Annotated in this window: 11 protein-coding genes; 2 read left to right on the top strand and 9 right to left on the bottom strand. The window is 44.7% G+C overall.

Translation table 11 applies throughout. The annotated features are described in order from the left end of the window. Positions 1 to 29: 29 nt before the first annotated feature. Positions 30 to 1,220 carry an extracellular solute-binding protein gene (locus E4K67_RS19755; protein WP_135549856.1) on the bottom strand — a complete coding sequence of 397 codons (1,191 nt, stop codon included), beginning with the start codon at positions 1,218 to 1,220 and terminating at the stop codon, positions 30 to 32. 47 nt (positions 1,221 to 1,267) lie between these two features. Here E4K67_RS19755 and E4K67_RS29850 point away from each other — a divergent pair, with 47 nt between their 5' ends. Beyond that, positions 1,268 to 1,435, top strand: coding sequence for a hypothetical protein (locus E4K67_RS29850; RefSeq protein ID WP_158408525.1), 168 nt, complete (start codon positions 1,268 to 1,270; stop codon positions 1,433 to 1,435). Between the two features lie 29 nt (positions 1,436 to 1,464). On the opposite strand, the gene E4K67_RS19750 is transcribed toward E4K67_RS29850, so the two are convergent. From E4K67_RS19750 to E4K67_RS19715, 8 genes are all read right to left on the bottom strand, one after another. Next, positions 1,465 to 3,213: a B12-binding domain-containing radical SAM protein gene (locus E4K67_RS19750; RefSeq protein ID WP_135549855.1), complete on the bottom strand. Its 1,749-nt coding sequence runs from the start codon at positions 3,211 to 3,213 to the stop codon at positions 1,465 to 1,467. A gap of 228 nt (positions 3,214 to 3,441) precedes the next feature. Next, a complete protein-coding gene (locus tag E4K67_RS19745) occupies positions 3,442 to 4,704 on the bottom strand; it encodes an MFS transporter (protein WP_158408524.1) in 1,263 nt (420 codons plus the stop codon). 171 nt (positions 4,705 to 4,875) lie between these two features. Continuing rightward, entirely contained in the window at positions 4,876 to 5,961 is a 1,086-nt protein-coding gene (locus E4K67_RS19740; protein WP_135549851.1) for a polysaccharide deacetylase family protein, read from the bottom strand. 216 nt (positions 5,962 to 6,177) lie between these two features. Continuing rightward, positions 6,178 to 7,176: an alpha-hydroxy-acid oxidizing protein gene (locus E4K67_RS19735; protein ID WP_135549849.1), complete on the bottom strand. Its 999-nt coding sequence runs from the start codon at positions 7,174 to 7,176 to the stop codon at positions 6,178 to 6,180. Between the two features lie 117 nt (positions 7,177 to 7,293). Beyond that, complete coding sequence (locus tag E4K67_RS19730) at positions 7,294 to 8,106, bottom strand: Cof-type HAD-IIB family hydrolase (protein WP_135549847.1); 813 nt, start codon at positions 8,104 to 8,106, stop codon at positions 7,294 to 7,296. A 176-nt stretch (positions 8,107 to 8,282) separates the two neighbouring features. Beyond that, entirely contained in the window at positions 8,283 to 11,099 is a 2,817-nt protein-coding gene (uvrA, locus tag E4K67_RS19725) for an excinuclease ABC subunit UvrA (protein WP_135549845.1), read from the bottom strand. A gap of 88 nt (positions 11,100 to 11,187) precedes the next feature. Beyond that, complete coding sequence (uvrB, locus tag E4K67_RS19720) at positions 11,188 to 13,245, bottom strand: excinuclease ABC subunit UvrB (protein WP_135549843.1); 2,058 nt, start codon at positions 13,243 to 13,245, stop codon at positions 11,188 to 11,190. A gap of 342 nt (positions 13,246 to 13,587) precedes the next feature. Beyond that, the gene (locus E4K67_RS19715; RefSeq protein ID WP_135549841.1) at positions 13,588 to 14,949 is read right to left on the bottom strand and encodes a sugar ABC transporter substrate-binding protein; all 1,362 of its coding nucleotides are present in this window, start codon (positions 14,947 to 14,949) and stop codon (positions 13,588 to 13,590) included. Between the two features lie 136 nt (positions 14,950 to 15,085). Between E4K67_RS19715 and E4K67_RS19710 the strand changes: the two genes are divergently transcribed. Continuing rightward, positions 15,086 to 15,928 (top strand): HDOD domain-containing protein, encoded by an 843-nt coding sequence (locus E4K67_RS19710; protein ID WP_135549839.1) that lies wholly within the window; start codon positions 15,086 to 15,088, stop codon positions 15,926 to 15,928. The last annotated feature ends 9 nt before the right edge of the window (positions 15,929 to 15,937 follow it).

The raw sequence follows: 15,937 nt of genomic DNA, 5'->3' as shown, positions 1-15,937 counted from the left end.
CATCCCTCCTCTTATTTAGATCAAGTTTGTCACTTGGGTGCTAAGGCTTTGATTGCTTCTCCTTGCGCACCAGCTAGGGCATCCTCTGGAGTAAAATTGCCTACAACTACATTGCTCCATGCCGTATCTTGAAGGGGAATCAGCTTCCACTCTGGGGCCATTGAGTCTAGAGACCAAGCCTTAGCAAGGGCAATATTTGCTTGTGGAAAGACGCCTTTCAGAGCTTCTGGGCGTAGATAGTAGCCCTTATTAGCTGGAAGAAGTTGTCCCGCTTGCAGCATTACCTCTTCCACTTCCGGTGTCAGCAGGGCCTTTTCAACGAGCTGAATCACAGGCATCATAGCTTCATTCGTTTTAACGGCGGAATTCGCAATCCCTAGTGTTGGGCCTAAAAGTGTTTGTCCTTGCCCACCAACTAATTCGGCCAGTGGCATGGAACCCCAAGGTACATTTTGTTGGGTTAAGAATTTGGCCTGACTGGCCCCAGCGATCATGAAGGGTGTTGTTCCGGCCGCAAAGGTATTGAGCGCAGAGGGATCAATACGAAGGCTTTCGGCCCCTCGCCAGGCTAAGAGCTGTTTAAGAAATGCGATATTACTGGGATCATCCATGACTGGCTTGCTTGCATCTAGCAACCGTCCGCCTTGCCCATTCCACCATGTTGAAAGTGTGGCAGTATCTGGCTTGACAATGGAAACTCCCCCTTTAGAGAAAAGGTCGCCCAAATTGACCGGAACACTTGCCGTATCCGTACGGAAATAGAGTAAAGGAATATCTGTCAACCAAGGTGAAGCATATCCCACACCCCCAAATTGAAAAGCAGATAGGGTGGCTGGGAATGCATCTTGATCGATATACGCAGTTTTGGCCAGCGTACCCTGTTCATAAAGTTGGCGGATAATCTCTCTTGAAGCAATAAAAATCTCGGGGCCTTCCCCACCTGCTTGCGCCTGGTAAGAAAAAGCCACAAAGTTTTGTTCTGGCACATATCTGAGTTTAATAATCGCCTCTGGGTAGGTCTTCATGATCGTTTGAATCTGTCTCTGTAAGGCATCTTCTTCTGCCCCTTGTAAGGAATGCCAGATATCTACCACCGCAGGGGCGGGTCCACCTGGTTGTCCAGTCTGGGGTGCTCTCGTGCACCCAGTGACAACTAGGAATAAGGCGAAGATACACCCCCAAATGATGATGTTTTTACGCAAGAAAGATTGAGACGTCATTGCTCTGCACTCCAATCATAAAGAAGAATTGGCTGGCGGCCAGTCGAATGCCACTGCCATCCATGGCGCATTCCACACTAGACAAGTCCTGGGTTGTCGCCTTAGTTGTACTGATGCGTAGTAGGCCAAGGATGTTAAAAGTCTACCTTGCCATGACAAACAGGGCGTTTGAGGTTAGTACACCGCCAAAGATGGTTTGGGCGCGTGATGGCTAGAAGGCCCTTCCAGAAAAATAAACGTAAGTTTATACTTTCTGACTAGTATCCTCATACCGGTAAGCCTTTACCTTCCCCTGTTGATAGTGGAAAAGATACCAACACGGCACTGGCAGTCCCTCGACCTGTAATACATCCGAGGTGAAATAGGCGACCGCAGTATTGCGATTCCACTGACGACGGTCCATCTTTTTAATCTCCGGAATTAGTGTTTCCCAATAACCATCTCGGCGGATTTCATCCTCTGTAGTTTTAGACGCAGTCTCCAAACTATCAGCGAGTCGAAGATAATCTGGTATGGTGTTGGGACGCTCCCAAAGGTAATAATCAAAACGCAAGGCGTCACAGATCTTCTCTCGTATAGAGACTTCCTGAACCCCCTCAATAAATCCCCACAACTTGTCAAAGAGGGCTTTACCCTGCCACTGTCGCTGAAACCAACCATTAGTGTTCCAAAGCGCAGCAAACCCATGGTAAAAATCAAACGGGGTTGGAAACAGTTTTAGAACTTCAGCCAAAGCGTGTGAAAACTTCCCTGAGTTATAATATTTATCAAGTAGGTCTTCCATGCGTAATAGTTGAAGTATTTCACCATGAGACAATACTGGGGTTTCTAAAATAGTATAGGGCGGATCAGGGGCATACACGAGGCCATAACGATTGCTTTGCAGACGAAGTCCCGATCCTTTAAGTACTTTCAGAAATCCGAGCTGAAGCATATCCGGTTTCACTCGGTATACATCGTTAAATGAAGTCCGGAAAGTTGTCCAGTTCTCCTCTGGTAACCCGACAATCAGGTCAAGATGGAGAGGTATCTCTAAAGCCTTCATTACTGGCACGTATTTTTTCCATTCCTCAAAGTTTTGAGGGCGCGCAACAATTCTAAGTGTCGGTTTATGGGTAGACTGTACGCCGATTTCCAACTGTATTAAACCACGCGGATAAGCCCTGAAATAATCCATCCATTCTTCATCAAAGAGATCCCCTGCCATTTCGCAATGAACTCGAATTGATTGAACGTCTGGAAAGAGTTTGCTTTCTTCCCTTACAATGTCCAAAATCTTTAAAGCATGAGCCTTATTAGCATTAAAGGTCCGATCTACAAACTTGATGGTCGTGGCACCTTTTTTAAGTATTTGACGAAACATGAGGCGAAACCGTTCAGGCTCTAAGAAACGGACCCCCTTGAAGGTTGAGGACAAGCAGTACTGACAATTATACGGACAGCCTCTAGTGGTCTCAAAATAGACAAGGCGGCCTGTGAAGTCCTCATCCTCTGTATAGGGATCCGGGAGATCGTTTAAATCTGAGGATTCAAGTCGGGGTGAATTCATGATAATTTTTCCGTTCTTGTTCCAAGCAATGCCTGAGACCTGAGAGAGATCTTCCCCGCCCTCCCACGTGTTGAGCAGCTCTAAAAATGTTTTTTCCCCTTCACCTATAACAAGGACATCCACCTCCGGATGCTCGAGTAGAAACTCCTCGGACTCGAAAGAAACTTCCGGACCCCCAATGACAAATTTCACATTCGGACAGACAGGATGAAGTTGCCTGATCAAGGCCCTAATTTCTTTAACGTTCCAGATATAACACGAAAAGCCAATGACATCCGCCTTGGCTTCATAAATCTCTCCAGCAATTCGATCAAGACGGTCGTTAATGCTAAATTCCCGAAGCAGAACGTCAGGGTAAATAGCGTTGATCTCTCCACGCAAATAGCGAAGGGCTAGATTTGTGTGAACATATTTCGCATTAATAGCAACCAAAAGTACACGCAAAATTAACAACCCCCTTCGCCTTAAGTATAGCGGTTTAGACTCTTTATTGCAATTGTTGTGCCAGATTGCACGAGCAGTCGTAATTATATTTTAGAATAACAAAGAACAGTAACTAAATAGGATAGTTTCTCCTAGTTTAGTTACTGTTCTTTGTTATTCTAGAGTTTTTACTGCCCCCAATGACCATTCATCTACTAGTTCGTGCAGCGGCATAGGACGTAACTTTTATCAAATTGTCTCAGAGCTCTTGGAAGCAGTCTTGGCATCTGCAGAAGCAAGTCCGAACAACAAAAGTGTTCCAAGTAGTAACGTCGATCCTGATAACAAGTAAACCTTTTCTACTCCGATTTGTGTGGCACCATAAGATAACAAAGCAACGGATCCCATAAAAGCAATGCGAGTTGATGCAAAACGAGCGCTGAAGACTCTGCCTCGCATAGGAGCTGCTGTTTCTTCCTGAAAAATGCTTTGGATCGGAATTAAAAACATGGCATTAGATACTCCTGCTATGAAAAAACCTATAAGCGCGAAAATATATGCAGGAAAGATTCCTAGGATTCCGATTGTTAGACCAGATATAAAATATCCCCAGAGGATTAGTTTTTGTTTATTTATGTAGTTTCCCCAGACGCTAATTGCTATACAACCTACCGTAATGCCAACCGCCGAACTCGCTTCGAGAATTCCCAGTCCGACGCTCGATGTCTTCAATGTATCTAGAGCATACACAAAGATCAGGGGATTAAAGCCACTGAAGACAAGTAACGCCAGACAGTAGGTAACTAGAGTATGAGCTAGGATTTTCGTTTTCCTTATGTAGTCTAATCCCTCCAGAATATCTTTAAAGATGTGTGACTTGGCTTCCATCTCTAAGTTCAACTTAGCTTGGTCTTGATATTCAAAGCTAAATTTCATAGAAAATATTAAGGCAGCCGAAAGCAAGAAGGTCAAGGCGTCGAAATAAAATATCTTTTGGATTGGGATAAACATGATAAACACACCCGCTAGAGCATACCCCATAATTTCCGTAATGTTTTCCACGGTTTCTGATAAAGAAGTTGCAGTAAGAATTTTTTCTTTAGTAAATATTGCTGGAATGACTGCCATTTTTGCTGGGCTGAAGAACAAGTTCGCTGTTGTACTGAAAAACGTTAATAAATAAATTAAGTTGATGGAGTAACCAATTAAAATTGGAATTAAGCCCACAAAAACTGCCCTTAGTAAATCGGCAGTAATCATCGTCTTTTTCTTGTTCCAACGATCGACATAAGCTCCCGCGATAAGTCCGAATAGCAAATAGGGTAAAAATGTCGCCAGCGTCATCTTTCCTACTTCTAAAGCACTGCCTGTCAGTCGGTAAATCAAAACCCCTAAAGCGACATAATGGAGTTTATCCCCTAAAACAGAAAGGAACTGTCCCGTCAATAAGCGAGCAAAATCCTTCTCTTTCAATAGAGTCAGGGGTCTAATCACTTCTTCTTCACTTGCCAAGTCCTCTTCCTCCGATATATTCTAATATAGACTTAAATTGTAATATTCTATCTGATACATAGGAACTCCTTGTTTTTAAGTCAAAAATATACAGCATTTAACAATAAAAAATAACGATTAAGATCTAAAAGAAAGAGGCCCCGCATAAATGCTAAGGCCTCCTTATTCTATTCAGCTATTAAAGCCACCTGGGAAAAGTACTGGAGCCACCTTTGGTGTAATCACCCCAAAGGTGTATCCTTGTTGTTTCAGATACTTAACAATCCGTGGAAGCGCATCAACCGTCGTGACCTTATCCCCAGCGTCATGCATCAGGATAATAACTCTCGACTTACCTGATACTTGACTTTCAATATTATGAACAAGTAGGTCCGCCGATACGAGAGGGGCTGAGGCATCTCCGGCGCTGACATTCCAATCATAAATTAAATAATTCGCAGCATCTAGGGCGTTGTAATAATTGATATGAAAATGCCCCTGAGTTCCACCGGGCGCTCGGACAATTCGCGGACGGGTCCCGATTGCTTTAAAAATCAGGTCCTCCGTTTGTTTTATTTCTGCTAAAAAGGTCTCTGGACTGCGATAAATCGAAAGATAGTCATGGGAATAGCTGTGATTTCCTATTCCCTCCCCTTGTTCATATTCGGCTTTCAAGAGTTCTGGGTAGCGCTCCACTTGCTTCCCTAATACAAAGAATGTCGCTCTCACGTCTTCATCCCGAAGAACTTTAAGGATGCGCGGCGTCGTGTTAGGATAGGGTCCATCATCAAACGTTAAATAGGCAATTTTTTGTGGCTCTTTGCTAAAAGCCCTTATACGCATAGCCAGCCCAGGGGCACTTGGCGGAGTGCCATCTAAGCCATAATAAGGATGAACTGGTGTTTGAGGCAGAGCAGGTGGGGGAGTAGGGGAAGGATTCTTATCACTTTCATCTGCGGGAACCACAGGGATGGTTTCAGTTTTTTGTTCAGGTACTGCTTCAGTCTCTTGCTGAGAGTCGGTTTCAGTCTTTTGTTCAGGTATGGTTTCATCTTTCTTTTCACCAGTTGGTTCCTGAGGCGTCTCTGAAGAAGGCGGGATTTCAGTATCTTTCCCGTCACTGGCTAACTCAGGCTTTTGGGAAGACCCACTCGTCTCCGGCGGAGATACTACCGCTTTGGTTGGCGTAACCGTTTGACATCCACTTAAATATACACTTGTCAGAAGTGTCAGTATTACAAGGATTACTCGCCATGTTCGCCAATATTTTGTCAACATTAAGTCTGCCCCCGATTTCGATGTTAGTGGTTTGTGATCCAATATCCGAAATCCGGAATAAAACATCGTACTTCGTACATCGAATATCGCATTCATGAATACGTCCTAATTAATTGGAGCAAATTCAAATGCGGACAAACCCCTTTGAGTAAGTATCCTAATAAGTTATATTCCATCATTGGCGATTATTGCCTGTACCACTTTTCTTGCAATACTTTAGAGCAATACATTACTGGTAATATCGTTTAGCGTTGCACATCCTGTCAGTGTCATGGCTTGCTTCAGTTCATTTGTCATCCGCCTAATTGCTAAGGCGACCCCCTCTGCACCTCCGCCGTAAGCGGCAGTGATGAGCGGCCTGCCAATCATCACTGCATCAGCGCCTAAGGCTAACATTTTCAATACGTCTACACCAGTTCGGATTCCGCCGTCCACAATCACCGGAATTCGACCATCTACTGCCTTGGCAATTTTTGAAAGAACTTCAGCTGTCCCTGGTGTATGATCGAGCATTCGACCACCATGATTAGATACCACAATTGCTGCAGCGCCCACTTCAAGTGCTATTTCGGCTTCGTCGACCGTCATGACGCCTTTAATGATAAACGGTAAAGACGTGTTGGAAATGATCGCTTTCATTTCTTCTTTGGTTTTTGGTCCAACGGCCATGGAAACTAGGCCCGCTGCATCTATGTCCATGCCTACCGCAAGTGCTCCTGCCTCCTCAGCGTGACGTAGGAATTTGAAGACTTCTTCCAATTCCCGCGGTTTCATTACCGGAATGCCACGGCCTCCTGCTTTGGTGACAACATCTACTCCAGTAATATACATTGTGGGGTCAGGGGCGTCACCTGTACACCCTAGAGACCCTGATGTAAGGCAGCCCTGAACTATGGCCTCTGCCCATTCTTCTTCATTTAGGGCTCCACCCATATTAAAGTTATTACCCGTAATTGGTGCACCTAGAATCGGGGTCGAAAGTTTTTGACCAAATAGTTCATACTCTGTATCAGGTTGTTTAGCTCCGTGAATTGTCCTCATATTTAGGCGAAAGGCGGCTAAGGCTACTACATTGTTTTTAAACGATGCCCCTGTACCCGCTCCTCCCATGCCTGGAACTTCCCCAGCACAGACCTTACCATTACATTCGGGACAAACCCTGCAAAAGCCCTTGAGCTTTTCTCGCGCAGTTTGGCGAACTGTTTTCATATTCATTAAATCTACCTCCACTCTTTCTTTCGAGCACGAGACATCGCGCACCTACAAATCTTTTATCGCAGCCACACACGGGTATCTGCAAGTTAGACAGGGGGACGGTTCTCCTGTCTATACTTACAAATTTGCATTCAACACATAACGTTCTATGGCTTCTGCTACCCCGTCTTCCTCATTCGAGGCGGTAATAATATCCGCTTGATCTTGAATTTCCAAGCGGGCATTTCCCACAGCCACACCAAGTCCTGCGTATTTAATCATTTCTAAATCATTAAAGCTGTCCCCGATTGCCATAACTTCTGATTGGTCAATTCCAAAGTGCTCTGCCAGAGCGGCCAAAGCCACTCCTTTATTTACCGAGCCATCCGTTATTTCAAGGAAACAGGGCTTAGATTTTGTAATGTGTATCTTTTCCCCATAGCATTGCCTTAACAAGGGGGCCAATTGATCTAGGTCAACTTCCTCTCCCATGAGGAGAATTTTTTCTACTCCTTCTGGTTCCTGAGAAAGTACGATTGACAGATCATCTTCCTCAATACGGACACTCGCGATCCGCGCATATTCAGCTGACCAATCATTGAGTTTTGGAGTAATGACTCGGTCTTTCAGATAGATTTGAGCATGAACACCTCGACTCGCAACATCCTCGACGATCTCTGTGGCCAACGCGCTGGGGATAACACACCGAAATAAAATGTCCCCGCTTAAAACCTGTTGAATCATTGCCCCATGGTATGTGATCACCGGGATATCTAACCCTAGTTGCTCTGCATAGGGACGCGCAGAGATTGTCATGCGTCCAGTTGCAATCGTCATTTTAACCCCTTGTGCTTGGGCCTTTTGTATCGCCTTTATAACACGCGGGGACATCGTCCAATCATCCCTTAGCAATGTGTCATCGAGATCCATAGCTACTAAACGAATTGTCAAAATCTTTTCCACCCCTTAAGTTCGTTTATTCAACTCTATTCGTCAGAGAAAAGGACATTCCTTCCCCTTTGAGACAGCTTTGCAGTTCTTTGTTCTTTGTTCTTTGTTCTTCTTTGGTAGTTCTTCGTTCATCTTTGGTAGTTTTGTAGTTCGTAATTCGAATACCGAATATGTTCCTACTCTAAATAGCGCTTTAAATACTGCCCAGTATAAGAGGCTGGGCAAGCAGCAATCTCCTCAGGTGTCCCTGATATAACTACTTCTCCACCCCGGTTTCCCCCTTCAGGACCAAGATCAATGAGCCAGTCTGCCGTTTTGATGACATCAAGGTTATGCTCAATGACAAGCACAGTATCCCCTGCCTCTACCAAACGATGGAGCACGTCAAGAAGTTTATCGATATCTGCTGTGTGCAAACCAGTGGTTGGTTCATCGAGGATATAAATAGTTTTACCGGTACTTCTTCGGCTCAACTCCGTGGCCAGCTTAATTCGCTGTGCTTCTCCCCCGGATAAGGTGGTTGCGGGTTGACCTAATCGAATATAGCCAAGCCCCACATCCTGCATCGTCTGAAATTTTCTAGCAATTTTCTGGACCACTTGAAAGAACTCCACCGCTTCATCGACCGTCATCTCTAACACTTGAGCAATGTTTTTCCCTTTGTAACGTACTTCCAAGGTCTCTCGGTTATACCGTTTACCCTCGCAAATTTCACAGGGAACGTAAACGTCCGGGAGGAAATGCATCTCAATCTTGATGATTCCATCTCCACGGCAAGCCTCGCACCGTCCGCCTTTAACATTAAAACTAAATCGTCCTGCCTTATAGCCCCTCATCTTTGCTTCTGGGGTTATAGAAAAGAGTTCGCGGATAAAATCAAACACTCCGGTATACGTCGCTGGATTTGAACGAGGAGTGCGTCCAATCGGGGACTGGTCAATATCAATAACCTTGTCTAGATGCTCTAACCCTTCCAAGCGGTCGTGTGCACCAGCACGGCGGCGCGCACGACTCAATTTGGCGGATAATCCTTTATATATGATCTCATTGACCAAGGTACTCTTACCAGAACCCGAGACCCCGGTAACACAGGTAAACAAGCCTAAGGGAACGCGCACTGTAAAATTCTTCAGGTTGTTTTCTCGAGCACCAACGACCTCAAGCCATTTGCCGTTCGTCTGCCGGCGTTTCTCAGGCACTGCGATCTGTTTGGTACCGCACAAATACTGCCCCGTGATTGATTCCTTATTGGCCTTGATTTCCTCAATCGTACCCTCAGCAACTACTCGCCCTCCGTGTGCCCCTGCGCCAGGACCAATATCGATGATATGGTCTGCAACAATCATCGTATCCTCATCATGTTCAACCACAATCAAAGTATTACCAAGGTCGCGTAAATGTTGTAACGTTGAAAGAAGACGGGCATTATCCCGCTGGTGAAGCCCAATGCTTGGCTCATCCAAAACATATAGTACGCCCATCAGGCTTGATCCAATCTGAGTCGCCAGCCGGATTCTCTGAGCCTCTCCACCAGAGAGCGAGCCTGCCGCACGGGCCAGTGTCAAGTAATCCAGTCCAACATTTAGCAAAAATCCTAGTCTTTCCTTGATTTCCTTAAGGATTTGGTGGCCAATCGTTTGTTCTTTTAATGTAAGGGGCAAAGAATCCAGAAAGCTTAAGGATTCTGTTATTGGCAAACGAGACAAATCATCGATAGAGATTCCACCGACCTTAACAGCTAGCGCTTCCGGTTTAAGGCGTTTCCCTTGACACTCTGGACAAGGGTGTTCGCTCATATACCCTTCTATTTCAACACGCACCATGTCCGAGGTTGACTCCCGGTGTCGACGTCCAAAGAAGGGAACCAGCCCCTCAAAATTAGTATTATACGTTTTTTCTTGATCAAATATATTTTGGTATTGAAAAGAAATAGGTGTCTTTGTTCCATAGAGTAACCCCATCCATTGACTCTCATTGAGTTCTTGCAAAGGGGTATCCATCTCGAACCCCAAGTTTATAGCCACAGCCTCCATCATCTTAGGATAATAACTTGAAGATGATTTGGCCCAAGGTGCAATCGCCCCTGTCGCCAAAGACAGGGAACGGTCAGGGAGGAGAAGGTCGATATCGACGACGAGATTTGCTCCCAACCCAGTACACGCTGGGCAAGCTCCGTAAGGACTGTTAAAGGAAAAAAGACGCGGAGATATTTCTTCAAGAGCAATTCCACAATCCGGACATGCGAAATTTTCGCTAAAGCGCAACTCACTCCCGTCGGTGACATCCACGATGACATTCCCTTCGCCGAGTTTGAGTGCTGTCTCCAGAGAATCCGCCAAACGTTCAGCACTCTCAGGTTTTAGGGAAATGCGGTCGATCACAACTTCAACTGAGTGTTTTTTGTTCTTGGCCAGATCTATATCCTCACTGAGATCTCTTGCCTCCCCATCGACGCGCACCCTGACATAGCCTGACTTACGTGCTTCCTCAAAGACCTTATGATGTTCTCCCTTTTTCCCTTTAACGAGTGGTGCCAATATTTGTAGTTTTGTTCGCTCTGGTAGACTCATCAACTGGTCAACCATTTGCTGAATAGTTTGTTGGGAAATTCCACGACCACACTTTGGACAATGCGGGTGCCCGATTCGAGCAAAAAGCAGGCGAAGGTAATCTGAAACCTCTGTCGCTGTGCCCACGGTAGACCTAGGGTTGCGATTAGTTGTCTTCTGATCAATAGAAATTGCTGGGGAAAGCCCCTCAATGGAATCGACATCTGGCTTGTCCATTTGTCCTAAGAATTGGCGTGCATAGGCAGACAGAGATTCCACGTAACGCCGCTGTCCCTCAGCATAAATAGTATCGAAAGCTAGAGATGATTTTCCCGAGCCAGACAATCCGGTGATTACTACTAGTTTATCTCGTGGAATGTCAATGTCGATGTTCTTTAAATTATGAGCGCGTGCGCCCCGCACGCGTAAGTAGTCCTGAGTCATAATTGGTATGGCCTCCTAAGTCTTTAGTTGGGGACGTACCTACACAAGGGAGAGCTTTGGTGAACGTCATTAAATTTTTTTCGTTCCCTTACTTCTTTCCTCTTCGGTATGACACCTCTTTTTGCTGTGCTTTATGGTCATATTTTTTACTTTTGCTCCCACGTTGTTGAGTCGTCATTTTATATTTATTATTTTCCCCTTTTAACTCAATCATAGCATCTCTAAGCTCAGCGGCTCGTTCGAAGTCGAGATCTCGAGCTGCTAGGCGCATTTCTTGTTCCAGATTCTTAATGAGCGCGGCAAGCTCTTCAGGCGGTAATTTTGAACCATAAGCCTTTTTCAGTTCCGCAACTTTAGTTGCCTCTGGAGCAGCATGGACCGCTTTATGAATCGTTTCAGGAGTAATCCCCAGTTTCTCGTTATGAGCCATTTGTATGGCCCGGCGTCTATTTGTTTCGTCGAGGGCAATTTGCATCGATCTTGTGATCTTATCTCCATACATAATGACCTTGCCTTGGGCATGGCGTGCTGCACGCCCTATGGTCTGGATGAGAGAGCGGTCTGACCTAAGGAACCCTTCTTTATCTGCGTCGAGAATGGCGACTAGGGAAACTTCTGGTAAATCCAGTCCTTCCCTCAAGAGGTTAATCCCAACAACTACGTCAATTGCTCCTAGGCGAAGCTCCCGAAGGATCTCCACACGTTCAAGTGTCTTAATATCTGAATGAAGGTACTTTACCTTAATTTCTAGGTTTTTAAAGTAATCTGTGAGATCTTCAGCCATTTTCTTGGTTAACGTTGTAACAAGGACCCGTTCATCCTTAGCGATCCGTGCTCTGATTTCCCCAAGTAAATCATCAATCTGCCCTTTAGTCTGGCGAACAATAACCTCAGGATCCAACAACCCTGTTGGGCGAATAATTTGCTCCACAAGCGTAGGACAGTGCGCCAATTCGTACGGTCCAGGTGTTGCCGTGACATAGACGCTTTGTTTAATCGTTCGTTCAAACTCGGCAAACGTCAGCGGTCGATTATCTAAGGCAGAAGGAAGACGAAAGCCATAGTTTACCAGGGTAGTTTTCCTTGAACGGTCTCCTTCATACATCCCCCTCACCTGAGGAAGTGAAACGTGGGATTCGTCCACAAAAAGGAGAAAATCCTCGGGGAAATAATGGATCAGGGTATACGGAGTCTCCCCTGCCTCGCGGAATGTCAAATGGCGAGAATAATTTTCGATTCCATTACAGAAGCCCATTTCCCTAAGCATTTCCAAATCATAGCGTGTCCGCTGCTCAAGTCGCTGAACTTCTATAAGTTTGTTCTCCGCTTCTAAGACCTTAATTCGCTCCTCCAGCTCTTTTTCAATATTTTCCGCAGCCTCCATGACTTTGTCACGGGCAGTTACATAGTGAGAGTTCGGGAAAATCGAGACATGTTGCCGTTCCCCTAAGATTTCCCCCGTCAATACATTGATCTCGTACATATGCTCGATTTCGTCCCCGAACATCTCCACCCTAATTACTTGTTCACTGGCAGCAGCCGGATAGATCTCTACGACATCCCCTCTTACACGAAAAGTACCTCGGCCAAAGGCGATATCATTACGATCGTATTGTATCGAAATCAGCTTACGCAAAATCTCATTGCGATCCACAACTTGTCCCTGCCGTAGCGAAAGAACGAGGTCACGGTAATCTTCTGGAGAACCTAAACCGTAGATACAGGAGACGCTAGCTACGACGATCACATCACGCCGCTCCAGCAGCGCAGCAGTCGCTGAGTGACGCAATTTCTCAATTTCATCATTAATTGAGGCGTCTTTTTCAATAAACGTATCACTAGAGGGCACGTAAGCCTCGGGTTGGTAATAATCATAGTAACTCACGAAATACTCAACTGCATTGTCAGGAAAGTACTCCTTAAACTCGCTATAAAGTTGGGCCGCCAAAGTTTTGTTATGCGCAAGTATAAGAGTCGGTCTCTGCACCTTCGTAATTATATTCGCCATCGTAAAGGTCTTTCCTGATCCTGTGACCCCCAATAATGTCTGATGACGCTTCCCTTCATTCACCCCAGCGACCAGAGCATCTATGGCTTGAGGTTGATCCCCTGCTGCTTCATAGGGGGCATGTAACTGGAATTCCATACTCCAGTCTCCTTTTCTTTTAATAAATTATTCATATATTACGATAGATCATTGTAATCTATTAATTTTCACTTGATAATTTGTAATTCTTCTTAGTTTATTGTACATCTAAGGCGAGACTTAAACAAGTTGTGGCTTACACACTATGCCTACTTCAACACCTTTTTGATTCACCCCATTATATCACGTCTTATAGTACATGTGTTCTATTTTATTCTTTTTTTATGAACGACCAGCCCACTTCAAACTCTCCACAAGAGAAGGGGCTTCTGGCTATGCAATGGAAAAAGAAAAAGCCGAAAATTCTTCGGCTTACACAGTATATTTGAGTTCTCCTTACTATTATTTCTTTTCTTTCCCTGACTCACTCCCCTGATCTGACGACGATTGTTTTGATTGCTCGGACTGTTGCTTTAACATTTCTGGGGGTACTGTTTTTACTTGTTCATTTTCCGTTTTCTCAGTGCCGATAACTTTACCTTGCTCATCAAAATACTCCCGCGTTGTTTCGGTCTTTATACGTTCCGTTACCTTTTGAACACCCGGAGGGATATCGCCGCTCTTACCTTCGGCCTGTTTTTCTCCTCCGTTACTTGACCCTTGCTTATCTCCAGCTTGACTCTCTTCCTTTTTCGAGTCTCCTTGATCTTGTGAAGCTTGGTCTCCTTTTTTTCCCTTATCCTTTTCCTCTGTCTGCTTTTTCTCTTGTTCTGCACTTTCCAACGTTTTAGTGTAACTCTTCTGGATCACCGCGAGATTATCTGACGTTACCGCCTTAACCTGAATGATTTTAGCGGGTATTTCTCCTTGCTCACTTGTGATAGAATTATTGACATCTAGCGATTCTTTCTTTATTACTTTTTGAGCCCATTGATAGGCATTGACACCTTGCAGATATGGGGAAGTATCAACATCGCCGACCTGTGCTCCTTTTGACATTCGTTCCAAGGAGGAAACACTGGCTTGTCCTCCAACTAAAATTATTTTTTTATCTAATTGAGCCTGTTTCAAAACTTCGTTTGCTAATACTGCTAATTTTTCGGTGTGCGCTAAGATGCCTTGGACCTTGTCAGGATTCTTCTGAAGAAAATCCACTAGTCCCTGTTTGGCGACCGATTCAGAATCTGGAGAACTCACGATGTTTTGAACTATTATTTTAGGATATTTACTTAGTACCGCTTTGTTTCCCGCTAATCGTTCTTGAAATCCAGTCTCACTAGGATCTCCCTGCAAAATTATCACTTGACCCTCGGCAACCTTACTTACTAACGTTTGCGCCATAAGTTCCCCAGCCTTTTCCTGATCTGGAGTGATTATCCCTACGAGCTTTGCGCCTACAGGAAGCTGACTTAACGCTAACACGGGGATTTTTTCGGTTTCTGCACTCTTTAGAAGCTTCTCATCTCCCCCTTGATAAATAAGGACCTTTGCCCCTTTCAAGGGAGATTCTTTTGCCGCTGCACTTTTGTCCAAATACTTTACTTGCACGTCTTCTTTCTTCGCCAGATCATCGATCCCTTTAGTAATAAGTAGTTTATTGGGATCTTCCTCATCTAAAGAAACCGCGATAACTGTCTCAGTCCCCCCTTTTGTTGAAGAAGTTTTATTCTTGTTTCCCAAAAGGGCTTGTAGACCACAGCCAGTTATTGTTAAACTAAGACATAAAGAAAGAATTACTAAAAGGGAACGTACTCTTTTTGACATGGGACACGCTCCTTTCGAAGCTCCATCCATAATTATTTAGGTTAGTTTTCCCTTGTTGGCTAAAAAAATGCAGTGAGTTACGAGATCAACTTTATGATTTAATAGTTTTCCGGATAGTTATAAGGAGGTTTTTCATTTGCCTGTTAAATTAGAACATGTGTTAAAACGAATACAAACACTTCCACCTCTGCCTACCTCTGCAACTCGGGTAATTGCGTTAACTAAAAACCCTGCCACCTCTGCAAGTGAACTTGAAAATGTTATTGCACAAGATCCAGCTCTGGCTGCTAGCATGCTTAGACAAGCCAATTCTGCTTATTATGGATATGCGAGGCGCATCTCTTCTCTTCAGGAAGCTATAGTAGTACTCGGCTTTCAGGCGGCACAAGGATTAGCTATGGCCTCTGCTGTCGCACCGTTACTCAAAACCCAATTAGTGGGTTATCAGATTGAACAAGATGGGCTCTGGAAACACTCAATGCTCACCGCCATGGCGTCGCAGAATTTATGTAAGAAACTGAAGCTTCCCTATGGAGATGTAGCCTTTACCGCCGGCTTACTTCACGATATCGGGAAATTAGTCATCGCTATATATGTCCAGGAAGTGGGCACTTACCTTATAGAAAAAGTAGCCGTTGCTAAACTTTCTTATGTTGAACTTGAACAGAAAGTAATTGGCTACAATCATGCAACCGTTGGAGGATTTCTGGCCAAAGGTTGGAATTTACCGGACGATCTTGTGGCGGCCATTTCTTATCACCATGACCCCACTCATGCTCAAATTTACGAAGAACTGGCTAGCGTAATCCATGTTGCCAATGGACTGGCTAGCATGCTTGGAATAGGTGGAGGTGTGGACAGCTTTTTAAACCCTATTCAAAAAGAAGCTCTCGACCGCCTATCCCTCAAAGAGTCCGATCTGGAACTTATCATGTCAGACCTCGGAGAGTTTCTTTTGGATCCCACCATATTTAACTAATTCTCTAAT

It is taken from the genome of Desulfosporosinus fructosivorans, from assembly GCF_004766045.1.
In the GTDB taxonomy this organism is placed as follows: Bacteria; Bacillota; Desulfitobacteriia; order Desulfitobacteriales; family Desulfitobacteriaceae; genus Desulfosporosinus; species Desulfosporosinus fructosivorans.
The sequence above is the reverse complement of the archived record's forward strand: the minus strand, read 5'-3'. Positions and strand labels throughout refer to the sequence as shown.

Bases quoted from the DNA above. Each gene is read 5' to 3' on its own strand.
- E4K67_RS19755 (WP_135549856.1), bottom strand. From the start codon at position 1,220: ATGACGTCTCAATCTTTCTTGCGTAAAAACATCATCATTTGGGGGTGT.
- E4K67_RS29850 (WP_158408525.1), top strand. From the start codon at position 1,268: ATGCCACTGCCATCCATGGCGCATTCCACACTAGACAAGTCCTGGGTT.
- E4K67_RS19740 (WP_135549851.1), bottom strand. From the start codon at position 5,961: ATGTTGACAAAATATTGGCGAACATGGCGAGTAATCCTTGTAATACTG.
- E4K67_RS19735 (WP_135549849.1), bottom strand. From the start codon at position 7,176: ATGAATATGAAAACAGTTCGCCAAACTGCGCGAGAAAAGCTCAAGGGC.
- uvrA (WP_135549845.1), bottom strand. From the start codon at position 11,099: ATGACTCAGGACTACTTACGCGTGCGGGGCGCACGCGCTCATAATTTA.
- uvrB (WP_135549843.1), bottom strand. From the start codon at position 13,245: ATGGAATTCCAGTTACATGCCCCCTATGAAGCAGCAGGGGATCAACCT.
- E4K67_RS19715 (WP_135549841.1), bottom strand. From the start codon at position 14,949: ATGTCAAAAAGAGTACGTTCCCTTTTAGTAATTCTTTCTTTATGTCTT.